At 72.8% G+C, this 23,295-nt stretch carries 28 protein-coding genes; 15 read left to right on the forward strand and 13 right to left on the reverse strand.

The genetic code is table 11. The features are described from left to right. Position 1 precedes the first annotated feature (1 nt). On the reverse strand, positions 2-379 hold the full coding sequence (locus tag ABIC30_RS24275; protein WP_020090678.1) for a hypothetical protein: 378 nt from the start codon (positions 377-379) through the stop codon (positions 2-4). 229 nt (positions 380-608) lie between these two features. On the opposite strand from ABIC30_RS24275, the gene ABIC30_RS24280 reads away from it, so the two are divergent. Both ABIC30_RS24280 and ABIC30_RS24285 read left to right on the forward strand, forming a co-directional pair. Continuing rightward, positions 609-1,907 (forward strand): L,D-transpeptidase family protein, encoded by a 1,299-nt coding sequence (locus ABIC30_RS24280; RefSeq protein WP_020090677.1) that lies wholly within the window; start codon positions 609-611, stop codon positions 1,905-1,907. A 215-nt stretch (positions 1,908-2,122) separates the two neighbouring features. Further along, complete coding sequence (locus ABIC30_RS24285; RefSeq protein WP_354456157.1) at positions 2,123-3,787, forward strand: calcineurin-like phosphoesterase C-terminal domain-containing protein; 1,665 nt, start codon at positions 2,123-2,125, stop codon at positions 3,785-3,787. A 33-nt stretch (positions 3,788-3,820) separates the two neighbouring features. Here ABIC30_RS24285 and ABIC30_RS24290 read toward each other — a convergent pair whose 3' ends face one another. Continuing rightward, complete coding sequence (locus ABIC30_RS24290) at positions 3,821-4,399, reverse strand: type 1 glutamine amidotransferase domain-containing protein (RefSeq protein WP_234082044.1); 579 nt, start codon at positions 4,397-4,399, stop codon at positions 3,821-3,823. A 166-nt stretch (positions 4,400-4,565) separates the two neighbouring features. Between ABIC30_RS24290 and ABIC30_RS24295 the strand changes: the two genes are divergently transcribed. After that, positions 4,566-4,769, forward strand: a complete 204-nt coding sequence (locus ABIC30_RS24295; RefSeq protein ID WP_012322267.1) for a hypothetical protein — start codon at positions 4,566-4,568, stop codon at positions 4,767-4,769. Positions 4,770-4,799: 30 nt separating this feature from the next. Here ABIC30_RS24295 and ABIC30_RS24300 read toward each other — a convergent pair whose 3' ends face one another. Next, positions 4,800-5,189, reverse strand: coding sequence for a hypothetical protein (locus ABIC30_RS24300; protein ID WP_020090673.1), 390 nt, complete (start codon positions 5,187-5,189; stop codon positions 4,800-4,802). A gap of 317 nt (positions 5,190-5,506) precedes the next feature. Between ABIC30_RS24300 and ABIC30_RS24305 the strand changes: the two genes are divergently transcribed. Both ABIC30_RS24305 and ABIC30_RS24310 read left to right on the forward strand, forming a co-directional pair. Then, positions 5,507-5,716 carry a cold-shock protein gene (locus tag ABIC30_RS24305; protein ID WP_012322269.1) on the forward strand — a complete coding sequence of 70 codons (210 nt, stop codon included), beginning with the start codon at positions 5,507-5,509 and terminating at the stop codon, positions 5,714-5,716. 216 nt (positions 5,717-5,932) lie between these two features. Continuing rightward, complete coding sequence (locus tag ABIC30_RS24310; RefSeq protein ID WP_091679178.1) at positions 5,933-6,169, forward strand: AsnC family transcriptional regulator; 237 nt, start codon at positions 5,933-5,935, stop codon at positions 6,167-6,169. Positions 6,170-6,202: 33 nt separating this feature from the next. Here ABIC30_RS24310 and ABIC30_RS24315 read toward each other — a convergent pair whose 3' ends face one another. After that, positions 6,203-7,018, reverse strand: coding sequence for an inositol monophosphatase family protein (locus ABIC30_RS24315; protein WP_056531692.1), 816 nt, complete (start codon positions 7,016-7,018; stop codon positions 6,203-6,205). Between the two features lie 420 nt (positions 7,019-7,438). Here ABIC30_RS24315 and ABIC30_RS24320 point away from each other — a divergent pair, with 420 nt between their 5' ends. Further along, positions 7,439-7,894: a DUF6101 family protein gene (locus tag ABIC30_RS24320; RefSeq protein ID WP_020090670.1), complete on the forward strand. Its 456-nt coding sequence runs from the start codon at positions 7,439-7,441 to the stop codon at positions 7,892-7,894. A 15-nt stretch (positions 7,895-7,909) separates the two neighbouring features. Here ABIC30_RS24320 and ubiA read toward each other — a convergent pair whose 3' ends face one another. Together ubiA and ABIC30_RS24330 are read right to left on the reverse strand one after the other, a co-directional pair. Further along, positions 7,910-8,857 carry a 4-hydroxybenzoate octaprenyltransferase gene (gene ubiA / locus ABIC30_RS24325; RefSeq protein ID WP_354456158.1) on the reverse strand — a complete coding sequence of 316 codons (948 nt, stop codon included), beginning with the start codon at positions 8,855-8,857 and terminating at the stop codon, positions 7,910-7,912. Between the two features lie 88 nt (positions 8,858-8,945). After that, positions 8,946-9,425: a hypothetical protein gene (locus ABIC30_RS24330; RefSeq protein ID WP_020090668.1), complete on the reverse strand. Its 480-nt coding sequence runs from the start codon at positions 9,423-9,425 to the stop codon at positions 8,946-8,948. A gap of 220 nt (positions 9,426-9,645) precedes the next feature. On the opposite strand from ABIC30_RS24330, the gene ABIC30_RS24335 reads away from it, so the two are divergent. The 5 genes from ABIC30_RS24335 to ABIC30_RS24355 all read left to right on the forward strand — a co-directional run bounded on the left by ABIC30_RS24335 (position 9,646) and on the right by ABIC30_RS24355 (position 13,469). After that, a complete protein-coding gene (locus ABIC30_RS24335) occupies positions 9,646-10,398 on the forward strand; it encodes a 16S rRNA (uracil(1498)-N(3))-methyltransferase (protein WP_042674928.1) in 753 nt (250 codons plus the stop codon). 303 nt (positions 10,399-10,701) lie between these two features. Beyond that, positions 10,702-12,069, forward strand: coding sequence for a glutamate--cysteine ligase (locus tag ABIC30_RS24340; protein ID WP_354456159.1), 1,368 nt, complete (start codon positions 10,702-10,704; stop codon positions 12,067-12,069). A 98-nt stretch (positions 12,070-12,167) separates the two neighbouring features. Next, the gene (locus tag ABIC30_RS24345; RefSeq protein ID WP_020090665.1) at positions 12,168-12,509 is read left to right on the forward strand and encodes a hypothetical protein; all 342 of its coding nucleotides are present in this window, start codon (positions 12,168-12,170) and stop codon (positions 12,507-12,509) included. Positions 12,510-12,586: 77 nt separating this feature from the next. Then, positions 12,587-12,856: a sulfurtransferase TusA family protein gene (locus tag ABIC30_RS24350; protein WP_354456160.1), complete on the forward strand. Its 270-nt coding sequence runs from the start codon at positions 12,587-12,589 to the stop codon at positions 12,854-12,856. A gap of 37 nt (positions 12,857-12,893) precedes the next feature. Then, complete coding sequence (locus ABIC30_RS24355; protein ID WP_026604542.1) at positions 12,894-13,469, forward strand: NUDIX domain-containing protein; 576 nt, start codon at positions 12,894-12,896, stop codon at positions 13,467-13,469. A gap of 2 nt (positions 13,470-13,471) precedes the next feature. Here ABIC30_RS24355 and ABIC30_RS24360 read toward each other — a convergent pair whose 3' ends face one another. From ABIC30_RS24360 to ABIC30_RS24385, 6 genes are all read right to left on the reverse strand, one after another. Further along, on the reverse strand, positions 13,472-14,335 hold the full coding sequence (locus ABIC30_RS24360; RefSeq protein ID WP_103984932.1) for a WecB/TagA/CpsF family glycosyltransferase: 864 nt from the start codon (positions 14,333-14,335) through the stop codon (positions 13,472-13,474). Further along, positions 14,328-15,803, reverse strand: coding sequence for a GumC family protein (locus ABIC30_RS24365; RefSeq protein ID WP_020090661.1), 1,476 nt, complete (start codon positions 15,801-15,803; stop codon positions 14,328-14,330). Before ABIC30_RS24365 ends, ABIC30_RS24360 begins: the two co-directional genes overlap by 8 nt. Before the next feature lie 280 nt (positions 15,804-16,083). Next, entirely contained in the window at positions 16,084-17,223 is a 1,140-nt protein-coding gene (locus ABIC30_RS24370; protein ID WP_103984931.1) for a glycosyltransferase, read from the reverse strand. Further along, a complete protein-coding gene (locus tag ABIC30_RS24375) occupies positions 17,220-19,196 on the reverse strand; it encodes a glycosyltransferase (RefSeq protein ID WP_234082050.1) in 1,977 nt (658 codons plus the stop codon). The genes ABIC30_RS24370 and ABIC30_RS24375 overlap by 4 nt, the downstream gene beginning before the upstream one ends. 86 nt (positions 19,197-19,282) lie before the next feature. Continuing rightward, positions 19,283-20,329, reverse strand: a complete 1,047-nt coding sequence (gene selD / locus ABIC30_RS24380) for a selenide, water dikinase SelD (protein ID WP_020090658.1) — start codon at positions 20,327-20,329, stop codon at positions 19,283-19,285. 62 nt (positions 20,330-20,391) lie between these two features. Next, complete coding sequence (locus tag ABIC30_RS24385) at positions 20,392-21,111, reverse strand: cytochrome c biogenesis CcdA family protein (RefSeq protein ID WP_354456161.1); 720 nt, start codon at positions 21,109-21,111, stop codon at positions 20,392-20,394. A gap of 208 nt (positions 21,112-21,319) precedes the next feature. Between ABIC30_RS24385 and ABIC30_RS24390 the strand changes: the two genes are divergently transcribed. From ABIC30_RS24390 to ABIC30_RS24400, 3 genes are all read left to right on the forward strand, one after another. Beyond that, positions 21,320-21,829 carry a metallophosphoesterase gene (locus ABIC30_RS24390; RefSeq protein ID WP_020090656.1) on the forward strand — a complete coding sequence of 170 codons (510 nt, stop codon included), beginning with the start codon at positions 21,320-21,322 and terminating at the stop codon, positions 21,827-21,829. 129 nt (positions 21,830-21,958) lie between these two features. Beyond that, positions 21,959-22,282: a hypothetical protein gene (locus ABIC30_RS24395; protein WP_020090655.1), complete on the forward strand. Its 324-nt coding sequence runs from the start codon at positions 21,959-21,961 to the stop codon at positions 22,280-22,282. 88 nt (positions 22,283-22,370) lie between these two features. Continuing rightward, complete coding sequence (locus tag ABIC30_RS24400) at positions 22,371-22,508, forward strand: hypothetical protein (RefSeq protein WP_020090654.1); 138 nt, start codon at positions 22,371-22,373, stop codon at positions 22,506-22,508. On the opposite strand, the gene ABIC30_RS24405 is transcribed toward ABIC30_RS24400, so the two are convergent. Beyond that, positions 22,509-22,751, reverse strand: coding sequence for a hypothetical protein (locus tag ABIC30_RS24405; protein ID WP_020090653.1), 243 nt, complete (start codon positions 22,749-22,751; stop codon positions 22,509-22,511). 168 nt (positions 22,752-22,919) lie between these two features. Between ABIC30_RS24405 and flaF the strand changes: the two genes are divergently transcribed. Further along, on the forward strand, positions 22,920-23,291 hold the full coding sequence (flaF, locus tag ABIC30_RS24410; protein WP_020090652.1) for a flagellar biosynthesis regulator FlaF: 372 nt from the start codon (positions 22,920-22,922) through the stop codon (positions 23,289-23,291). Positions 23,292-23,295: the final 4 nt, after the last annotated feature.

The raw sequence follows: 23,295 nt of genomic DNA on the forward strand, positions 1-23,295 counted from the left end.
CTCAGGCGGTCGGCGGCCCCCTCGGGGACGCGATGGTGCCGGGCGGCGCGCGGGCGCCGACGCTCCGGTTGAGGGGCCAGGCCGGCCGCAGGTCCGCGGTCGCGACCCATCGGAAGCCGACGGACGGGGGGCGCGGCGGGAGCGCCGGGCCGGTGGCCTGGGCCGCCGTGCAGCAATCGCCGTGGTCGTGGGGGACGGGCGCGCCCGGAGAAGCGGACGCGTCGGCATGCTGCGCGCAGAGGCCGTCGGTCGCCGCCGGCACCGGCATCAGGCCGCCGAGAAAGGCCTGGAGCAGCAGGGCGTAGAGCGCCAGCAGGGCGACGACGGCCCGCAGGGCCGGCCCGACACGTCGATCCGAAAGGGCCTCGCCCGAATCCATGCTGCTCCCGCGCGCCGTCCGAACCGGACCGCTATGGCATCCCTGCCACACCGGCGCGACGATGGCTGTTGCCAGGGTGCCGCAGACGGACGCCGCGTGCGCTGGCGCACGGCGATGCCACATTCCGGCCCCTTCGATAGGGAGTCTTAACGCCATCCCGACACCGTGGCGCCCGAGACAATCCGCTCCCGTCACGACCTGACGAACCCCGGACCAGAGCCAGCGACCGATGCGCAAGAAGGCACAAAACCGGTTCCCCGCGATCCTCGGCGTCGCCGCCCTCGGCGCGCTCGGCATCGGCGGCGCCCAAGCCCGCGATCAGGGCAACTATGCCCAGGCCGAGTGGGCGCAGGACTACGCCTCACCCGCCGGCATGCAGGTGCAGCGCGAGACGGTGCCGATCCTCTCGCCCCAGACCGTGACGTCCACCGAGCAGATGGTGGAGCGCTACAAGGACATCGTCGCCCGCGGTGGCTGGCGGCAGGTTTCCGGCGCCGACCACCTGCGGATCGGCTCGCGCGGCCCGGCCGTGGCGGCCATCCGCCAGCGCCTGATCGTCACCGGCGACCTCGATCCGGCCGCGGGCGGCTCGGGCGTGTACGATTCGTATGTCGCCGCGGGCGTGAAGCGGTTCCAGGCCCGGCACGGCCTCAGCCAGACCGGCGCGATGACGATGGCCACTCAGCAGGCCATGAACGTGCCCGCCGACGTGCGCCTGCGCCAGCTCGAGATCAACGTCGTGCGCCTGCGCTCCTACTCGGGCGATCTCGGCCGGCGCTTCGTGATCACCAACATCCCGGCCGCGCTCGTCGAGACGGTCGAGAACGGTCAGGTCGTCACGCTCCACGCCGCCGGCGTGGGCAAGATCGACCGCCAGTCGCCGATCATGAACACCAAGGCGACGCAGATCAATTTCAACCCGACTTGGACGGTCCCGGCTTCCATCGTGAAGAAGGACCTGATCCCGAAGATGCAGAAGGATCCGAACTACCTCACGGACAACAAGATCCGGATCCTGTCGAACGGCTCCGAGGTCTCGCCGAAGTCGGTGAACTGGTTCTCGGACGAGGGCACCCGCTACACCTACCGGCAGGATTCGGGCGCCGACTTCAACTCGATGGGCATCGTCCGCATCAACATCCCGAATCCCTACGGCGTGTTCATGCACGACACGAACACCAAGGGCGTGTTCGGCGACGATTTCCGCTTCATCTCCTCGGGCTGCGTGCGCGTGCAGAACGTGCGCGAGTACATCACGTGGCTGCTGAAGGACACGCCCGGCTGGGACCGTCAGAAGGTCGAGGAGGCGATCGAGAGCGGCAAGCGCATCGACGCCAACATCTCCCAGCCGGTGCCGGTCTACTGGACCTACATCACCGCCTGGTCGACCCCGGACGGCATCGTCCAGTTCCGCGACGACATCTACAAGCGTGACGGCGTGAACGTGCCCTCGACCATCGGCGCGCCGACCCCGGTCGCCAGCGCCGAGCCGATGCCGCAGACCTTCGAGCCCGGCGACGAGGAGTAGTCGGACCCGCGGGCGCCGGCCGCTCCCAGCGACGCCCGCCCGTCGAACCCGATCCGAGGCCCGCACCTCTGCCGAGGCGCGGGCCTCGCGCGTTCGGGGCCGCGCCTGTCATCCGGAAGTCAAACGCGTCTGGTTGGCCGCGCAGGCAGCGTCCCGGATGCCGGTTGCCGGCCTCCCGCGGGACGCCGCGCCGCGAAGCCGTGCAGGAGCCATCGATGTCGCGCGACACCCAGCCCGGAGGCCTGACCCGCCGGAGCACCATGGCGGGCGCCGCCGCCCTCGGCCTCGTCGCGGGCCGGGCCGGTGCGCAGGAGCCCGCCGAGGCCGCCGAGGCCACCGGGATCGTCTCCGCGCGCGACGCGGCCGGCGGGGACCCGGTCCCGCTGCCGGGCGTGCTGGTGTCCAACGGTCGCGAGATCGCGCGGACCGACGAGCGGGGCCGATACCGCCTGCCGATGTCGGGCGACGGCGCGGTCTTCGTCATCAAGCCGCCGGGCTACGCCCTGCCGCGCGACGCCGACAACGTGCCGCGCCACTCCTACATCCACCAGCCCGGGGGCACGCCCGCCGAGCTGGGCCTGCGCTACCGCGGCCTCGCGCCCACCGGGCCGCTCCCGGCCTCGATCGACTTCACCCTGACCCGGGCGGACGAGCCGGACGACTTCGACGTCGTGCTGTTCACCGATCCCCAGCCCGAGAGCCGGTTCGAACTCGACCACGTGCGCGACACCGCGGTCACCCGCGCCATGGCGATCCCGGCCGCCTTCGGCCTGACCACAGGCGACGTGCTGTTCGACGATCTCTCGCTCTACGGCCGGTCCAACCGGATCGTCGGGCGGATCGGCCTGCCCTGGTACAGCCTGCCGGGCAACCACGACCTCAACATGCAGGCGCCGGACGCGCGCTACATCCGCGAGACCTGGAAGCGGGTGTTCGGCGCGCCGACCTACGCGTTCCGGCACGGCCGGGCGTGGTTCGTGATGCTCGACAACGTCGAGTGGCTCGGGCCGCCGGTGCCGGTGGGCGCCAACACCTACCGGGGCCGGATCGGCGACCGCGGCCTGGCCTTCCTGCGCAACCTCCTGGCCGAGATCCCGCGGGACGACCTGATCGTGCTGGCCATGCACATCCCCTTGCACACCGAGACCGGCCCCGAAGAGCCCCGCACCCACACCACGGACCGCGCCGCGCTCCTCGACCTGCTCGCCGGCCGCAAGGTGCTGAGCCTCGCCGGCCACACCCACACGACCGAGCACCACTACCTCGCCGACGGCCATCACCATCACGTGCTCACCGCCGTCTCGGGCTCGTGGTGGAGCGGTCCCGACACCCGCACGGGCATCCCCTCGGCCGACAGCCGCGACGGCACGCCGAACGGGTTCCACGTCCTGTCGATCCGCGGCACCGACTACACGACGCGCTACGTCGCCGCGCAGGGGCAGCCGGACGAGACCATGCGGATCCTGTTCGAGAGCGAGCTGCGGGCCGGCGCGCCCGAGGTGGTGCGCTGGACCCGGCCGGTGCAGGGGCTCCGGCCGCCGGTGCCGCAGGACGCGCTCGCCGACACGACCCTGGTGGTGAACGTGTTCGACGGCGGCCCGCGCACGCGCCTCGCGTTCCGGGTCGGGGACGCGACGCCCCGGCCGATGGCGCGCGCCCGCCGCCCCGACCCGTTCGTCACCGAGCTCTACGAGCGCTACCCGGAGACGAAGAAGAGCTGGGTGAAGGCGGTGCCCTCGACCCATATCTGGACGGCGCGGCTCCCGGACGACCTCGCGCCGGGCGCCCACCGGGTCACCGTGGAGGGCGCGGACGAGTACGGCCGCCCGATCCGCGGCTGCACGGTGCTGGAAGTCACCGGCGAGCGCGGCCGCGGCTGAGCACGGGCGCCGGTCGTCCGGCGCCCGCGCGGGTCACGCCGCCAGCTGGCGGGCGCCGTGGCCGCCCTCCTGGATCTCCTCGACGATCTTCGCGCAGAACGCGTCGAGGTCGCCCGGATTGCGGCTCGTGACGATGCCGTGGTCGGTCACGACGTCCTTGTCGTGCCAGCGGCCGCCGGCATTGATCACGTCGGTCCGGATCGAGCTGAACGAGGTCAGGTCGCGGCCCTTGGCCGCGCCGGTCTCGATCAGCAGCCACGGGGCGTGGCAGATCGCGGCCACGACCTTGCCGGAGGTCAGGAAGCTCCTGATCAGGGCGAGGGCCCGGGGCTCGAGCCGGAGCTTGTCCGGGTTGATCTGGCCGCCCGGGAGGACGAGGGCGTCGTAGGATGCCGAGTCGACCTGCTCTAGGTCGGTGTCGACCGTGACCTCCCGGCCCCAGTCGGTCTTGTCCCAGCCGCGGATCGTGCCCTTGCTCTGGCGCGATTGCGGGGCGGCGACGGTCACCGCGGCGCCGGCCTCGGCCAGCTTGGCCTGCGGGACGGTCAACTCGCTCTCCTCGAAACCGTCGGTGGCGAGGATCAGGATCTTGGCTTGGCGGATGTCGGGCATGGTGGTCTCCGGTCGGGGGATCTGCCCGGCTAACGGAGGCTCGTGCCGCCCGTTCCCGCGGCCCTCCGCCGCCCGGCCGCGTCCGGGAGCGGACCCCGGACCGGTGATCGGAACCCCCGGGGAAGGCGGCCCGTTGGTCCCCATCCCAACCATCAGGAGTCGCGTCATGGCCAATCCCGGCCTTCCCGAGCCCACGCCCGGCGACCTGCCGCCGCCCCCGCCGACGCCCGAAGAGGAGCCCGATATCGGCCCGACCGGCCCGCGCACGCCCTATCCGGTGAACGATCCGGGGATCGGCGAACCCGGCGGTCCGGGCTCCGAGCCGGACATCTTCCCCGGCACGCCGACGGATCCCGGGACGCGCATGTGACGGCGCCCGCGACGGCCGAGCGCCCGGCCGTCAGTGACCGCCGTGCGAGGTCCGCACGTCGCGCGGGGCATTGAGGATCTCGGAGAGGCTCGTCACGACGTGGCGGGCCTCTTCGTCCGTCAGGCGGAGCTGGAACGGCGGCAGAGCGCCGGCCTGCAGGGCGACCACCGCCTGGCCCTCGTCGTCGGTACCGACCTCGATGGCCGACGACGTCACGTCGAGCATGGCGACCTCCTCGTCGCCCATCTCGTCGGCCATGTCGGGCTCGTCCGTATCGTCGATCGCCGTGAGGAGTTGCCCGACGGCGCGCACTAGCGCCCGGGCGGCGCGGGCATCCATCACCACCGCCGTCGCCTGATCGTCCTTCTGGAAGGAGAGCTGGATGTTCGCACCGTCCAGCGAGACCGAGATGCCTGCCATGTATCGTCCAGAGCCACGCGCCTTAACTGCTTGAGCGCATTCCGTATATGCATCGTGAATGCCCGGAATCACAGGGGGCGGTGCCGCTCGGCCCCCTCCCGATCCCGGCCTGCGACGCAGATGATACGCCGCCCATGCCTTGTTGCGGCCGCAGCCTGCGCCTAAATACGTCCTCGGGGGGCTTATCCACCGAGGCTGACGCTGTTCAAGGTTCAGCGACTCGCGCCCCGCCGCACTGGCCAAATCCAGAAAGACCGTGGTGCATCACGCGGCCCTCGTGCCGCGCGGATGGCCTATGGACGAACGAGGTACACTACGTGAATACCGGCACTGTGAAGTGGTTCAATGAGACCAAGGGCTACGGTTTCATCCAGCCCGACGATGGCGGCAAGGACGTGTTCGTCCACATCTCGGCCGTCGAGCGCGCCGGGATGCGCAACCTGATCGAAGGCCAGCGGATCGCTTACGAGATCCTGACGGACAAGCGCAGCGGCAAGGACGCCGCCGGCAACCTGCAGGCGGCCTGACCGTCGCGGGTTCCGAGGCGCCTCCCGCGCCCTCAGTGCGCCGAAGTGTGCAACTGAGGATTGCGGGTGGCGCATGAAGCGGCCGCCAGACGCGGTTCCCCCTTCCGACGCTGCCTGCCCGGGCGAGACTGCCAGGGTTCCGGTCGCGTCGGAGGCAATATCCCAGAAACGACGCCGGGCGCAGCCAACGTCCGGTCCAGAAAAGAAAAGACAGTGATGTTATTCGAGTACACACGGCGCCGCGGCGTCCGTTCCCCCGTCACCGATGCCCCGACCTTCCGGGTCGGCAAGCTGGCGCGGGCCAAGACCGCGGACCAGACCGGGGCCGATCTCAGCGACCTGATCGACCGGTCCTACAACTACCACTCCCCGCGTGAACTGCACTGGCATCTCGCCGAGCGTCTCGGGCTCGCGCCCGCCGCGGTGAAGATCCGCGAGACCGCGACGGCCTGAGGCCGCTCGCCGCGGACACGCGGGGCCTCGGCCTCAGCGGTCCCAGGCGGCGAGCACCGGGTCGCGCAGACCCACCGGCGCGGCAAGCAACTCGCCGTGCACCGGGTCAGCGCGATTGTACGGCGTCGCAGCCCCGGAGAAATCGCAGACCACGCCGCCCGCCTCGCGCAGAACGAGGTCGGCGGCGGCCAAGTCCCAGTCGCGGGCATTCCCGGAAATCATCCCGATATCGACCGTCCCGTCCGCCACGCGGGCGAGCCTCAGGGCGAGGGATGGGATCCGCGCGATCACTTCGAAATCCGGGTCCGCTCCGGCGCCCCGGGCCAGGCGGTCGAGCATCGGCTTCGGGCCGGTGACGCGGGCGCCGGGCAGGCTCTGCCTGGTATCGACGCGGATCGGTTCGCCGTTCCGCGTCGCGCCGCGCCCGCGCACGGCCTCGTAATCCGCGTCGCCCACCGGCGCGTGGACGAAGCCGATCAGCGGCTCGCCGCCCGACAGGAGCGCCACCGCGATCGACCAGTCCGGATGGCCCGACAGGAACGCCCGCGTCCCGTCGATCGGATCGACGATCCACACGAGGTCGTGGCCGAGGCGCGCCGGGTCGTCGGCGGTCTCCTCCGACAGCCATGCCGCCCGCGGCACGAGGGCGCTCAGACGCACCTTCAGGAAGGCATCGACCGCGACGTCCGCCTCGGTCACCGGCGAGCCGCCGGCCTTCGACCAGATGCGGGCCGAAGTCTGCCCGCCGAGCCTGAAGAACGGCCGCGCGATGTCGGCGGCCTCGCGCATCACGGCGCGCAGCTCCGGCATCAGGGCGGATACGGCATCGTCGGTGAGAGGCTCTGGCATCGCGCTCCGCGTGGAATCCGTGCGGCCCGCGAGGGCCCCGCCGGCCCGCCCGTCCGGCGGGCGGACGTCCGGGCCCGCTTGGGCTCACCCGGTCGGGCTGAGAAGACCCGGCGCGGAGGATCGCGCGCCCGGTCGCCCCGTTGTACGGCGGCGCCCGCAGCGCCACAAGGATGCTGGTTGATCGATCGATAACGACCGATCTGCGCAAGGAAACGTTGAGCATTCAAGGAAGCATTGAGCATTCCGCAAATGACAGCGCTGTCCAGATTCGCTTAACGACGGCTCTTAAGCGGTGCGGAGGAGTTCGGGTGCGATTTTGCTTGGCATAACGGACGGCCCGACAGGGGTCGCCACTTGCTCCAGGGACTCGGACCGATGAACACTTCCCCGGCCACGGACAAAAGCCACGCAGGACACCCGATGCACGGTGCCGACACCGCGCCCCGCTTCGTCGCTTCGCCGCTGCCGGTGATCGGCCGCACCCCCGGCGCGCGCCGGGCCGTCGGGATCGCGCTCGCCTACGCCACCGAGGACGCCGAGATCGTGGGCGCCGACCGGTTCAGCCTGATCCTCGTCGACGAAGAAGGCGACGTGCTGCAGCGCCTCGGCAGCTTCGAGGAGGACGACGTGGTCGCGTTGTGGCGCGACATCGCGGCTCGGGCGGGCCTCGTGCGGATGATCGTCCGGGAGGACGGCCTCCTCGTCCCGGTCTCCCAGCAGATCGGCCGGCTGATTCTCGGTCAGGTCCGCATCCGTCGCCGCCACGCCGGTCTCGGCCGCCGTCGCCCGCGCTTCCTGGCCCGCCGCAAGACCGGCCGGCTCCCCGCGCGCCCGCAGATCTTCCGCGGCGAGAACGAGATCATCGCCCGCACCTGAGGGCGCCGACGGCCCTTAGAACAAGTTGCGCAGCAGCGCGTCGGCGGTGAGGCCGACGAACAGGATCAGGCCCGCATCCCGGTTCGACCGGAACAGCGTGAGAGCCCCGCGCCCGTCGCGCTCGCGCAGCGACAGGACCTGCCAGGCGAGGTGCCCGGCGAAGGCGGCGACCCCCAGATACCCGACGAGCCCCGCTCCGGCCCCGCGCGCGGCCAGCACCACGAACAGGGCGGCCAGCGCGTAGCAGAGCCCGACGGCGAGCCGCACGTGCCGGCCGAACATGCGGGCCGAGGAGCGGATCCCCGCGATCTCGTCGTCCTCGATATCCTGCACCGCGTAGATCGTGTCGTAGCCGATCACCCAGCACAGGGCGCCCGCGTAGAGCAGGAGCGCCGGCGGATCGAGGCGGGCGAACACCGCGGCCCAGCCCATCAGAGCCCCCCAGGCGAAGGCCAGTCCCAGGATCGCCTGCGGCAGCGGCATGACCCGTTTCATGAACGGGTAGATCGCCACCGGCAGCAGCGAGCAGAGACCGATGATCACCGCCTCCGCGTTGAACTGCAGCAGGACGGCCAGCCCGATCAGGGCCTGGATCACCAGGAACAGGGCGGCGTGGCGCGGCCGCACCTGGCCCGAGGGCAGGGGGCGCAGGCGCGTGCGCTCGACCTGCGCGTCGAGGTCGCGGTCGGCGATGTCGTTGTAGGTCGAGCCCGCCCCGCGCATCGCCACGGCGCCGATCAGGAAGAGCAGGCAGTGCCAGGGGTCGGGAAAGGCCTGGTCCGCGGCGATCGCCGCCAGGGCGGCCGACCACCAGCAGGGCAGGAGGAGGAGCCACCAGCCGATCGGCCGGTCGATCCGGGCCAGGCGCAGGTACGGGCGCCAGGGCCGGGGCGCCCGCCGGTCGACCCAGTGCCCGGAGACCGCGTCGGCCGGCCGCCCGTCGTCAAACACCGTGCCGTTCATCGGTCGGATCTCCGGTCGTCCCGCACGTGAGTCCCCCGCCGCTGCCGAGGGGGGACCCGCGCCGGATCCGCGATCCTCTCAGACGATCTCAGAGAGCGCCCTGCGGCAGCTTGAAGCTTCCGGTCAAGCCCGGGCCGCCGAGCAGCCCGCCGCCGCCGCCGCCCGCCTGGGCCTGCGCCTGGGCGCGGGCCTGCGCCTCCATCTTGGTCGCCTGGGCGGCGACGCTGCAGATCTTGGTGCGGATGCCGCTGACCTTCACGTGGTCGGCCTTGAAGCCCTCGGCGAAGGAATCGGGGATCGAGCACCATTCCTTGTTGGCGGCGATCCACTTGATGCCCTCCGCGCCGTTGGACTGGAGCTTCCCGAACAGGGCGCAGGCCTCCTGCGGGGTCATCTTCTTCTTGGACTGCGACGCCGCATTGGCGCGGCCGACCAGAGCCTTGCGCTCGGCCAGGGTCTTCTGGATGGCACCGCATTCCGGTGCCGCGCTCTGCGCGAACGCCGCCGTCCCGAACAGGACGGTGCCGACCAGCACCGCCGCCCCCAGCTTCAGACTCCCCTTCGCCATTCCGCGACTCCCTCGACGCCCCTGCCGGATCCGCGAGCGGCCGGCTCTCTTCCGTTCCGTTGGGTTCGCCATAGGATTGTGGCGTCATTCGAGCGGCAAACCGGCTGCGCCATGCACCGGTGGACTGACTGCCGAAAACCGGGGCTCGTAACCATTCGGCAACACTTTCGGTCGCGGTCCCCGCGTTGACAGGCCCGCCGGCCCGCGCGACCACGCCGCCATGCCGGCCTATGACTTCACCGCTCCGCGCCTCCACGTCGCGGCCGATCTCGCGGCGGGGGTGATTCTGCCCCTCGACCGGGCTCAGGCGAACTACCTGCTCAACGTGCTGCGCCGGGGGCCGGACGATCCGGTCCTGGTCTTCAACGGCCGCCACGGCGAGTGGCGCGCCCATCTGGTCCAGACCGGGCGCAAGGGCGCCGACCTGCACGTCGCCGCGCAGACGCGTCCGCAGCCCGCGGGCGCCGACCTTCATTACCTGTTCGCCCCGCTGAAGAGCGCGCGCCTCGACTATCTCGCGCAGAAGGCGGTGGAGATGGGGGCCGGGACGATCCGACCGGTCATCACCCGGTTCACGCAGGGCGATCGCGTGAACATGGACCGGCTGCGGGCCAACGCGGTCGAGGCCGCCGAGCAGTGCGGGATCCTGGCGATTCCCGATTGTCCGGAGCCCGAGCGCCTGCCGGCCGCACTCGCGGGCCTCGCGCCCGGGCGGCTTCTCGTGTTCTGCGACGAGGACGCGCCCGTGCGCGACCCGATGGCGGCCCTGCGGGCGGCCGGCGACCCGCTGGCGCCCCCTCCGCTCGCCGTGCTGGTCGGTCCCGAAGGCGGCTTCTCCGAGGAGGAGCGGGCGCTGATCCGGGCGCGGCCGAACACCGTGGCGCTCTCCCTGGGGCCGCGCATCCTGCGGGCCGACACCGCCGCCGTCGCCGTGCTGACGCTGGTGCAGGCGGTGCTCGGCGACGCGCGCTGACGCGCGCTGACGCGCGCCGCCCCGATCCATGTGTGCCCGCGCACATGGAATGACCGCGCCGGTCGATTGTTTCCCCGGATCAGACGTGAAGCGGCGCGCCGGTCGAGACCGCCGCGTTGTGGGTTCACGGCGGCTCGATTATGTCCCGGATCGGACGCCGCCTGCGCCGCGTGCTCATCGGGGTCGGGGGCGGGTGTCCGCCCGGATCCCGCTCGCGAGAGCGGGTTTGTACCGGGTGGATCCGCCGGAGCAGTCCGGCGCGCCCGTTCCCAGGCACACGTCAGACGCACGGGCAGGCAGCGCATGGCGCGCGACAGCAACGACACCACGCCGCTCACCACGCGCGCCGAACTGATCGAATGGTTCGCGGCGGGCGAGAAGCCGCGCGCGCGCTTCGCGATCGGCACCGAGCACGAGAAGATCCCGTTCTATCGGGAGACCCGGGCGCCGGTCCCCTACGAGGGGGACCGCGGCATCCGGGCGCTCCTGGACGGACTCGCCCGTGAGACCGGCTGGGAGCCGATCCTCGATCTCGGCAACATCATCGGCCTGTCGGCGGAGGCGGGCGGCGCGATCTCGATCGAGCCCGGCGGCCAGTTCGAGCTGTCGGGCGCGGCGCTCCCCGACGTGCACGCCACGGCGGCGGAACTCGCCACGCACCTCGCCGCGGCGAAGCGGGTGGCCGATCCCCTGGGCATCGGCTTCCTGACGCTGGGCATGAGCCCGAAATGGCGCCGGGACGAGACCCCGGTCATGCCCAAGAGCCGCTACCGGATCATGGCCGGCTACATGCCGAAGGTCGGGTCCCTCGGTCTCGACATGATGCTGCGCACCGCCACCGTGCAGGTGAACCTCGACTTCGCCTCCGAGGCCGACATGGTGCGCAAGATGCGCGCGTCCCTGGCGCTGCAGCCGGTCGCGACCGCGCTCTTCGCCAACTCGCCCTTCACCGATGGCCGGCCGAACGGCTTCCTGTCGCGCCGGTCCGAGATCTGGCGCGACACGGATGCCCACCGGACCGGGATGCTGCCCTTCGCCTTCGACGCGGGGTTCGGCTACGAGGCCTACGTCGACTGGCTGCTCGACATGCCGATGTACTTCGTCAAGCGGGGCGACACCTACCACGACGTGTCGGGCGCCTCGTTCCGCGACCTGATGGCCGGCAAGCTCCCGCAGCTGCCGGGCGAGTTCGCCACGGTCTCGGACTGGGCCAACCACGCTTCCACGGCCTTCCCCGAGGTGCGGCTCAAGCGCTTCCTGGAGATGCGCGGCGCCGATGTCGGCGGCCCCGGCATGATCGCCGCCCAGGCCGCCTTCTGGACCGGTCTCCTCTACGACGACTCGGCCCTCGACGCGGCCCTCGACCTCGTGAAGGGGTGGAGCCTCGCCAACCGCGAGGCCGCCCGCGCCACGGCGCCGCGGCTGGGGCTCGCGACGCCGGTGGCCAATACCACGCTCGGGGCCGTCGCCGCCGAGGCCCTGGCGATCGCCCGCGCGGGCCTCCGGGCGCGGGGCCGCCGCGACGCCGAGGGCCGGGACGAGGTGATCTACCTGCAGCCGCTCGAGGCCGTCGTCGCGGCCGGGCGGACGCGGGCCGAGGATCTCCTCGCCGACTACGAGGGGCGCTGGGGCGCCTGCGTGCGTCCGGCCTTCACGGAATGCGTCTTCTAGCATCCGGCTGAGCGGCTCACGCCGCCCGCGCGAATCGCCGTTGGAACGTGCTAATGGAACGTTCCGACATGGCGCGACGCCCGGGGAGAGGCCGAATCATGACCCGCATCATCTCCGTCATCCTCGCCGGGATGGTTTCCGTTCCGGCGGCCGTGAGCACGGCGCGGGCGGCCGACCTGGCGCCGTTCCAGGGCTCAGGTCCGACGCCGGGTCGCTGGCACACCGGAGCCGGCGGCCGCATCGCCGGCACCGTGGCCGCGCGGGGGCGGCCGCAGTACAGCTACTACGGCGAGTACGGCTATCCCGCGCCGTTCGGCTACGGTTACGCCTACGCGCCGGTCCCGAGCCGCGGCTTCGAGTACGGCTACAACGGTCCCCGCTATGTCTGGACGGCGCCGGACAGCTATTCCGGACCCGCCTTCGGCTATCACGTGTGGTGAGGACGCCGCTGGCGCCGGGGCGCGGCGGTGCCTAAGACCGCCGGGCCGGCATCCGCGCCGGTTCGGGAGCTTCCGGCGTGCGGGACGAGGATCCGGACTGCGTCGACCTCAACCTGAGCGGCCTGAAATGTCCGCTCCCGGTCCTGCGCACCCGGAAGGCGCTGCGCGGCCTCGCTGCCGGCCGGACGCTGGTGGTGACCTGCACCGACCCCTTGGCCGCCCTCGACATCCCCAACCTCGTGCGCGAGGAGGGCGCCCGCCTCGACGCCGCCGAGCGCCTGGACGGGCCGCCCGCGGGGCGCCTGCGCTTCCGCATCACCGTGTCCGCAAGGCCGCCGCATTCCTGAACGATCCGTCGGGCTCCAGGAGCAGGGCGAGATCGGAATGGCACCACGGATCGGGGGCGTGCGCCTCGTACATGACGGTTGGGCGCGCTACCTCGTCGCCGAGGTGATGCAGGAGGACGGGAGCCGCATCACCCGGGAGATGGAGGATCACGGCCGGGCGGTCGCGGTGCTCCCCTACGATCCGGAGCGGCGGGTCGCCACGCTCGTCTCGCAGTTCCGGGCGCCGGTCCTCTACTCGGGCGGGCCGCCGAGCCACATCGAGGTGCCGGCCGGCCTCCTCGACGAGGGCGCCTCCGAGGACGAGGCGCGGCGCGAGGCGATGGAGGAGACGGGCCTGCGCCTCAGCGCCCTCGACTTCGTCGCCAGCGCCTGGTCGATGCCGGGGATCTCCACGGAGCGGATGGACCTGTTCCTCGCCGCCTACGGCGAGGCCGACCGGACCGGCACCGGCGGCGGTCTCGCCGCCGAGGGCGAGGCCGTGGCGGTCCACGAGATCCCGCTGCCGGAGCTGGCCGCCATGGGCCGCCGCGGCGCGATCACCGACATGAAGTCGCTGACGCTGCTCTTCGCGCTCCAATTGCGGCGGCCGGACCTGTTCGCGGAGCGGCGCTGAGGTCAGCCGGCGCGCCGCCGGAACTGGTCGCGCGCGGCGAGGCCGATGAAGCGCCACGACTTGATGAAGTAGCGCCGGAACAGCCGGCGCGGCGCCTGCAGGAACCGGTAGATCCACTCGAGGCCGAGGCGCTGCATCAGCCGCGGGGCGCGCGGCAGGAACCCGGCGGCGACGTTGAGGGCGTCGCCGACGCAGAAGACCACCGGCTCGCCGAGCGTCTGGCCGTGGCGATCCACCCAGATCTCGGATTTGGGCGCGCCGACGCCCATCACCAGCAGCGTCGTCCCGTGGGCGCGGATCCGCTCCGCCAGGGCGCGGCTGTAGGCCGCGTCGTGCTCGAAGCCGAAGGGTGGCACGGCGCTCGTCACGGCGCCGGGCGGAAGGCCCGCTGCCTGCAGCCGGGTCGCCAGCGCGTCCGCCGCGTCCTGTCGGGCGGAGACGAAGAAGACCCGCCGCGCGAAGGCCGGCGGGTCGGCCAGGACGCAGCCCAGGAGGTCGTGGCCGGTGATCCGGTGAACGGGCTGGCCGCACGCCTTCCGGGCCAGCCAGACCAGCGGCATCCCGTCGAGGGTCCGGGCCGCGGCGCGCGCGTAGGCCTCGCGGAACGGCGCGTTCTCGCTGAGCTGGACGATGTGATCGACGTTCGCCGTCACGATCATGCGCGGGCGGCCGTCACGCCGGGCCGCGACGTCGGCCACGAGGGTCGCGGCGGGACCGGTGTGAAACCGGTAGCCGAAGAGTTCGACGGTCGCGCCCGTCTGCGGCGATCCGGACGCCGCGGGGGCCGGGGCGCTCACCGTGTGTGCCTCCCCGAGGACCGGATCCATAGCGCCCAGGTAGAGGCTGATCTCGCCGATGTCACGCATCGGCGGCCCGGAAGCTCGCGGCCGGCCGGGTGGCGGCGCGCAGGCTGCGGCGACGGTCGCTGTCGGCGCCGAGCAGCAGGGCGATGCCGCCGCCGAGCAGCAGGCCGAGGACGAGCGCCACCGGCAGGACGATCTTGGGGGAGGGCGGGAAGGTCCGCTGGCGCGCCGGGACCGCGGCCGAGATGATCCGGACGTTGGTGGTGTTGAGCCGCTCCTGCTCGCTCGCCTCGCGGGCGCGCTTCAGATAGGCCTCGTAGATGCCGCGGCGGGCGTCGAGGGTCCGCTCCAGCTCGCGCAGGCCGACATAGGCCCGGTCGCTGGACGCGGTCTCGTTCTTCACCCGGTCGAGATTGGCCCGGATCGCGGCCTCGCTCGCGGCGGCGCGGTCGTAATCCTTCTGGGTCGTCTCGATGATCCGCTCCTTCTCGCGCTGGATCAGGCGCTGCAGGTCGCGCTGCTGGGCGTACTGCTCGGCCATGGCCGGGTGGCGCTCGCCGAGGCGGGTGGCGAGCTCCGCGGTGTTGCGGGACAGCGTGGCGTATTGCTGCCGCAGGGCCTGCATCTCCAGACTCTGCAGCATTTCGGGAAGGGCGGTGCTGGGATCCGACGAGCGCATCCGGCGCGCCTGATCGAGGCGCGACTTGGCCTCCGCGGTCTTGATGGAGGCGGTGACGAGCTGCTGGTTCAGGTCGCCGAGCTGCTGGTCGGTGAGCAGGCGGCCGCTGGCGGCCACGAGCTTGTGATCCTCGCGGTAGCGCACCACGGCGCTCTCGGCCTGCTCGACGTCGCGCTTGAGGCTGTTGAGCCGCCCCGCCAGGGCGTCGGAGGCGCGCCGTGCGGTCTCGGTCCGGGCCGCGGCCTCCTCGGCGAAGTAGGCGTCGCCGACGGCGTTGGCGATGCGGGCGGCCTTCTCGGGATCGCGCGACTGAACGGAGACGTCGATCACGAAGGTCCGCTCGGCCCGCCGGACTGTGAGCCGGTTCTGCAGCGTGTCGAGGGCCGTGAAGACCGGGTCGCGGCTCGCCGGCGGGGGCAGCATGCCCAGCGCGCCCTTGATCCAGGTGAGGGTCGGGTTGTTGCCGTCCGGCAGCACGAACTCGTCGTCCTGGTCGAGGTGGAGCTTGGCGATCACCCGGCGCAGGACGCTGTCGGACTGGATCACCCGCACCTGGCTCTCGGCGATCGACACGCCGCTGTCGGCCTGGGGCTGGCGCGCGTTCACGTCGTTCTCGACGACGCGCAGGTCGCTCGGATCCACTAGGATCTGGATGCTCGACGTGTAGCGGGGCGGGATCAGGCCGAGGAGCGCCACCGCGACGGCGACCATGAACAGGCCGCCCAGCACGATGAAGCCGCTGCCGCGCCACAGCCGCCGCAGGATCACGCGGCCGTCCGTCGGCGGCGCGACCTGCGGCAGCACCATCCGCACGGGCCGTTCGCCGCTCATCCGCGTCGAGAAGTCGAACATACGCCTCGCTCCCTGACCTGCCTCGGCGGAGACCGCCGCCCGTCACCCGCCCCGTCGCCCGTTCCCTTTCTGACCAGCTCCGTGCCGATCTGGAACAGGTGCCCGCCCGAGGCGCTGCCTTCTTCGGGAGCCCAGCAATCAACATACCGGACCAGTAGTGTCGCCCCGATGCGGCACTTGCTTCAGGAAGCTGGCAGATATCGCTTACAGATGCAGTCCTGACTGTCACGACAATCGGGCGTGAAAAGTTCCCGATTTGTTGGGGACTACGCAGGCCGCCTCAGGCGGTGCCCGCGTGTGCGACAATTGACTCCAGCGCATCGTAAGCCGCGGGATCGCCGGCCAGGAAGCGCCGGAAGCGCGCGCCGTCCTCGGCTGCGATCGCGTTCCAGCGCGCGACGTTGGCCCGACTCATTCCGGCGGCGCGGGCCAGGGCGCCGTCGCGGATCCAGCCGGCGAGGGCGCCCGCGGCCGCGTCGGGCTCCTCCGGCCGGATCAGCAGGGCCGACGCCCCCAGGACCTCCCGGAACACCGGGTCGTCCGGCGCCACCACCGGAAGGCCGCCGTGCTGCACCTCCAGCAGCGGCAGGCCGAGCCCCTCCGCCTTGGAGGTGGAGACCAGCAGGTGGCACGACCCCGCGAGGGCGCGCAGCTCGGCGTCGGCGAGGTACCCGTGGCGGTGCAGGAACGGCGGCGGTGCGTCCAGGAAGGCGTGCTGTCCCCAGCCGACCCGGCCGACGAGGTGGAGCTCCGCCGGGATACCGGCACGGATGAGCGCCGCCGTCAGCGCGAGGGTCGCCGGATAGTTCTTGCGCGGCTCGATGGTGCCGATGGCGAGGATGCGCAGCGGCCGGCCCGGCGCGTAGGCAGCCGGTCCCGGCAGGTGCGCGAGCCCGAAGGCGTCGCGGACGGGGGGGCGCAGCAGGGCGACGCGGGCGCGTCGGGCGCAGAGCGCGCGCACGTCCGCCCCGGTGGTGCGGCTGTTAACGAACAGGTTCGGGCACCAGCGCAGGGCCAGGGCGAAGCTGGGGCTCATGTAGAGCCGGCTGCGCAGGCTCAGATCCTCCGTCCGCGTGAGCAGGAAGGTGTCGTGGACGTAGAGCAGGCAGCGCGACGCCGCGACGGCGCAGAGCGGCCCGGGCGGGAAGCCCGGGAACAGGAACAGGGCGTCCCGATCCATCAGCGCCCGCGCCGGCAGGCCGAGCTGCTGCGCGGCGACCATGCCGGGCAGGGAGCCCGCGGTCACCGGCCGCACCGCGTGCGGGGCGAGCCGGTCCGGGGCGAACAGGTCGAGGGTGACTCGCTCGATCCCCGTCACGTGGGCGCGCAGATGGGTCTGATCGAGGTAGATCCGTCGCCGAGTCGGCGCCGCCCGCGCGCCGCCCGCATTGTCGCCGGCCCTGTCGCCGCGGGCCGTCACGTCTGGCTCCGGCGCAGCGCGCCGGCGAGGTAGAGGCACCGGCGCACGAGGAGCGGCATCCGACGCCCGAAGACCATCTGCTTGGCCCGCCGCAGCCGGCGCACGAGCGGGCGCGAGATCGCCGGGACGGTGCCGGCCGCGCCCGCCCGCAGGTCCGCCGCGAAGGGGAAGTGCCCGAGCATCCCGGGGGCGAAGCGCGGGCCCGTCGGGGCGCTCGGCAGACCGTGACGCCGGAAGACCGCGTCCAGCGACAGCGCGGAGGCGGCCGGGCTGTAGCGGCTCTCCAGGGCGATGCGCGCGAAGGCGCCGAGCCGCGCGCGCGCCTCGCTGTCGCCGACCAGCGCCGCCAGCGCCTCGGCGAGGGCGCCCGGCCGCACCGGTACGAGGCGGCCCGACACGCCGTCGATCACGGCCGAGGTCAGGCCGGAGGTGCGGTAGGCGAGCGTCGGCACCCCGCACAGGCCGGCCTCGATCGGCGTCTGCCCGAGGGTCTCGTGACGGCTGGCGGTGACGTGGAGGTCGCAGGCCCCGTACCACGCGGCCAGGAGCGCCTCGTCGGCGATGAGGCCGGGCGCGTACAGGTTCGCGACGCCGAGCCGGGCCGGGTCGTCGAGCCGGCCGACCGCCACCACGCCGACGCCCGGGCCCGCCACGGCCTGGAGCGCGGCCCGGAGATCGGCGAAGCCCTTGTCGGGCCCGTCGACGATGACCGAGGAGACGAGGATCAGGACGTCGTCGGCCGGCAGGCCGAGCGTGCCGCGCAGCGCCGCGCGATCGCCGGGCCGGAACACGGCGGTCGGGAAGGCCAGCCGCACGGGCTCGATCACGCTGCCGGGCGGGGCGAGTTCGCGCGCCCGCGCCAGCGTCCAGTCGGAATTGGCCAGCAGCCAGGGCGCGGAGGGTCGCGTCGGGGATCCGGGCGCGGCGCCGGCGAGCACCGCGCGCTTGCGCTCGTGCATCCCGGCGATCCGGCCGGGCGCCAGCTCCGGGTACTCGTCCGGGCCGGGGCAGGCGGCGTCGCAGCCGGAGGCGGCGCGCCCGCAGTCGCGGGGGTGGGCGCACCGGCCCGTCAGGGGGAAGAGGTCGTGCAGCACGAGGCCGACCGGACCGCGCCGCGCCAGGCGGCCGACGACGTCGAGGCTGCGGGTGGCGCCGTGCAGGTTGCCGGCGAGGACGAGATCGGGGGCGGCCGCCGCGACCGCGGCCTCCGCCTGCGGGAAGTCGTCGCGCCACTCGGCGGCCTCCGGGCGTCCGCTCAGCGTCACCTCCGCGACCCGGTGGCCCGCGAGCGTCAGCGCCTCGGCGAGGCGGCGCTGGGCCACGCCCGCGCCCCCGCGGGTTCCGGTCCCGGTCAGCGACACGATCGACAGGCCGGCGGCGGGCGGGGGCGGCGGCGCGTCGAGCCTGTGGAGCAGGATCGGGCGGCCGATCAGGCTCCGCCGATCGGCGGGGATCGCCGACCAGGCGGAGGCGGCGTCGAGCGTCCCGTCGGCGTCGAGGATCGCGTGCGCGAGGGCGTCCCGCCGCCAGAGGATCCCGCCGTCCGCGGCCCCGGGGCCGTCGAGGCCGCGGACGGCGTCGTCGAACAGGACGCGCAGCCCCGCCACCGCGTCGGCGCCGGTGAGCGCGGCCTCCAGCGCCAGGGCGGTCAGCGCACCGGGCGCGAGCAGGTCGCCGGCGCGGAGCCAGAACAGGTGCTCCGGATCGGGAACCGACAGGATGCGCGCCGCCGCGGCGCGGCCGGCCGCCGGGTCGAGCAGGTCGTGCCGCAGTTCCGGGTAGCCCTGGCGCAGGACCGACGCGACGGTCTCGGCGAGCGCGGCACCCGCGCCGGCCACCGTGACGACGCGGATCCGCGGCCACGGACGCCCGTCGGGGAGCGACGCGGGACGGGCCGGCGCGCCGGCGCTGCGCCCGAACGGCCAGCCGGCGACGCCGTGGGCGGGCGGTGACATGTCTGCGGCGTCGGTCACGGCGGCTCTGGCGGCGGCTCGGGTCTCGTGCGGGGCGGCAGAGTGGACGGGAAGGTTGAAGATTGCCTCTCGGGGCGGGCGGCCCGTCAGGCCGCCACGCGGATCCGCGCCGGGCCGGCCTCGATCCGGCCGATCCGGGCCGCCGCCGGGTAGCCGGCCGCCCGGATGCGCGCCAGGATCGCGTCGGCCCGGTCGGCCGAGCAGGTCACCAGCAGCCCGCCCGAGGTCTGCGGATCGGTCAGGAGATGGCGGCGCCACTCGGGGAAGTCGGCCGGCAGGTCCACGGCCTCGCCGAACGCCGCCCAGTTGCGGTGCGAGGCGCCGGTGACCGCGCCCGCGCGCGCCAGCGCCTCCGCCTGCGGCAGCAGGGGAAGGGCGTCGGCCTCGAGGGTGAGCGTGAGGCCGGCGCCGCGGGCGATCTCCAGGCCGTGCCCCAGGATGCCGAATCCGGTCACGTCGGTCAGGGCGTGCACGGCGGGCTCGGCGGCGAGATCGGTCCCGATCCGGTTGAGCAGCGTCGTGGTCGCGATGAAGTCGCGGTAGCCGGCCTCGTCGAGGGTCGCCCGCTTGATCGCCGCCGAGTAGACCCCGACCCCGAGGGCCTTGGTGAGCAGGACGGCGTCCCCGGCCACCGCGTCGGCGTTGCGCCGCACCGCCTCGCGGCGGCAGGTCCCGATCACCGCCAGACCGTAGATCGGCTCCGGTGCGTCGATCGAGTGGCCGCCCGCCACCGGGATGCCGGCCGCAGCGCATTGCTCCGCGCCGCCGCGCAGGATCCGCGCGACCACCTCGGGGTCGATCTTGCCGAGCGGCATCCCGAGGATCGCCAGCGCGAACAGCGGCCGGCCGCCCATGGCGTAGACGTCCGAGATGGCGTTCGTCGCGGCGATCCGGCCGAAATCGACGGGGTCGTCCACCATCGGGGTGAAGAAGTCCGTGGTGGCGATGAGGCAGGTGCCGTCCTCCAGTTCCCACACCGCCGCGTCGTCCGCGGTCTCGTTGCCGACGAGGAGCCGCTCGAACGGGCCCGCCGCCGGCTGCTGGGCGAGGAGCTGGCGCAGGGTGGCCGGATCGAGCTTGCAGCCGCAGCCGCCGCCGTGGGCGAGACTGGTCAGGCGGGGGGCATCGCTCATGGCCGAACTCCGTTCTGGATAACCTGGGGTCTTCGCGGGGTCTTCGCCGGGTCTTCGCGGAGTCAGTAGCGCGTCGTCACCGCGTTGAGCCAGTCCGGCGAGGCCGCGACGGCCGCGGCCTCGACCCGCTTGTCGAGGCCCGTCAGCACCAGCAGCCCGAGCACGACCATCACGGCGCCGAGCGCGGCCTTCGCGGCCCGGCCGGCCGCAGCGAGGCCGCCGCGCCAGCGCAGCAGCGCCTCGCGGGAGACGAGGCCCAGGAGCATCAGCGGGGCCGCGGCGCCGATCCCGAAGGCCAGCATGGTCAAGGCGACGCCCCCGAGATGCTCGCCCCGCGCCGCCATGAGCGAGGCCGCCCCCAGGGTCGGTCCCACGCAGGGGCTCCAGGCCGCGCCGAGCAGCAGGCCCACGGCGAACTGGCCGGGCAATCCCCCGGAGCCGACGCCGCCGAAGTGGTCCTCCGCCCAGGCGCCGACCGGGCCGGCCGCCGTCGCGACCCGGGCCTGGAGCCGCGGCAGCATCAGCACGACGCCCAGGAGCGCCAGGAGCACCGCGCCGGCGCGCCGGAACACGTCGCCGTCGAGCCCGACGGTGAAGCCGATCGTCGCGACGAACAGCCCGATGGCCGTGAAGGCGATGGCGAGGCCGGCCGCCAGAGCCGCCGGACCCAGGCGATGCTCGGCCGCCGCCGTGCCGAGCACGATGGGGATCAGTGGCAGCACGCAGGGCGAGAGCACCGAGAGCAGGCCGGCCAGGAACGCGAACCCCACCGTTCCCAGCATGCCCCGTGCCCTCCCGCTGGCGCCTCGCCCGACGAGGCTTCGACCCTGGCGCGCGGGCCGTCAACGCGCCAGGCGGACGCGGGCCGGCGGGAACAACGCGGCCGCGCGCCGCTTTCGGCGGCAGTCCGGCGGCGTTGCCGGGCGAGGCGCCGAGGAAGGCGCCGAGGAAGGCGCACAGGAAGGCGCTGAGGCGAGGCGGAGCGGACCGGTGACCATCTTCTTCACGGGCGACACGCATTTCGGCGACCCGCGCGCGCTGCGCTTCGATCACCGGCCCTACCCGGATCTCGAGGCCCACGATGCCGGCCTGATCGCGGCCTGGAACGCGACGGTCGCGCCCGGCGACACGGTCTGGCACCTCGGCGATTTCGCCCTCGGGCCGAGCGGTGACCGGATCCGCGCGATCCTCGCCGGACTGAACGGCGAGAAGCACCTGATCGTCGGAAACAACGACGGGCCGGACACGCTGACGGCGCCCGGCTGGGCGTCGGTCCGGCACTACGCGGAACTCGCCGTCGAGGGGCGGATGGTGGTGCTCTGCCACTACGCGTTCCGTACCTGGAACGGCATGAGCCGGGGCGCGCTGAACCTCCACGGCCACAGCCACGGCAAGCTCAAGCCGATGCCGAAGCAGTACGATGTCGGCGTCGATCCGATGGGTGCGGCCCCCGTGCCACTCTCCGCAATCCTGACCTCCCGACTGCGCCGGAAGCGGTGATTCGGGGCGGAACTTTCACGTCAGCTTCACTGTTTCAGCGGACAGAGAAGGAGTGGACCTGAGCCGCTCCGAGAAGCCCGGCAGGACCGCCCGCGGATCTGCCATCACAAACCGTGTGTGAGTGTTCCCGTGAGTGCCAAGTTGGTCACTCTGACCCGCTGCCTCGCCAGCCTCCTGGCAGGCCTCGCCCTGACTTCCGCCGCGTCGGCCCTGCCGTCCTGCATCGAAGCCCAGCGCAAGGTCGACGAGGCGAACGCCCTGCGCTTCCAGGCGCGTCAGGAAGCCCGCCTGGGCAACCATGACCGCGTCTGCGACACGCTCGACGAGGTGGGCGACCGCTACGACGATGCCCGCGACGCGTTCGAGCGATGCGGAGAGGGCGTCGTGGCCATCGACCTCCGCAGCGAGCTGCGGGGTCTGCGGATCGCCAAGAAAATCAACCGCTGCGACTGACCGGGTGCGCGATCGCACCTCGGCCGTCCCGTTCCTGAAGCATCACCCCGATACGCGCGACGCTGGTCGCCGAGAAGGTTCTGCGCCGATGACCCCCGCCACGCTCTCGAACGACATCGAGCCCACCGTCACCCGCACCGGTCCGTCCTTCGCGGCCGCCCTGTGCGGTTTCGTCAGCACCACCGTCGCCACGACGATGCTGCTCATGCTGATCGGCACGTTCTGATTACGGTGCGACCGACCAGAATCTCTGGCGGTTGAACAGCATCTCCTGGGAGCCGATCTTCGGGGTCGGCTCCGTCCTCCGTCCGCAATCGGGCTCGGCCGGTTTCGTGACCGCCGCCAGGGTCGCCGGCGCCACCGGCACGAGGCCCAGTCGGGACTGCACTTCGGGTTGCCGTGCCGCCGCGATGGTCAGCACGCAGGCGATCAGGCCGCCGGCAACAGTTCCGAGAACGAAATTCAACATCGGGGTTGGGGTCCGAGGGCCGGTTCCTTTCGGCCGCACAGCGTCGTCGATAACCAACCCGGCGGCATCATGGCGGATGCGGCGCTCACGCGCTTTTAACTCCTGATCTGCGACAGCTACGCGCTAGCTTGCCTCAGTGGCAGGCCCGACGACGGGGCTGGACCGCCGATGAACTACGCCGCCAACGCCTACGCCAAGACCTCCCACAGCGCGCTGTCGCCCCGCGAAGCCGAATCCGCCGTGCTGCTCAAGGCGGCGCAGAAGCTGATCGGCGCCAGCCAGGGGCTCGCCAGCGGCGACGCCGGGCGCATCAACGAGGCCCTGTCGTTCAACCAGCGGGTCTGGACGCTGCTGACCTCCGAGGCGACGTCCGCGGAGAACCCGCTCCCCGCCGACGTGAAGCAGGGCGTCGGACGCCTGGGCGTGTTCGTGCTCCAGAGCTGCATCGACACGATGATCGCTCCCACGCCGGAGAAGATCGCCACGCTCGTGTCGATCAACAATCACATCGCCGCCGGCCTGCAGGGCAATCCCGGCTGAGGCC

This window comes from Methylobacterium sp. 1030 (assembly GCF_040544715.1).
Classification (GTDB): domain Bacteria; phylum Pseudomonadota; class Alphaproteobacteria; order Rhizobiales; family Beijerinckiaceae; genus Methylobacterium.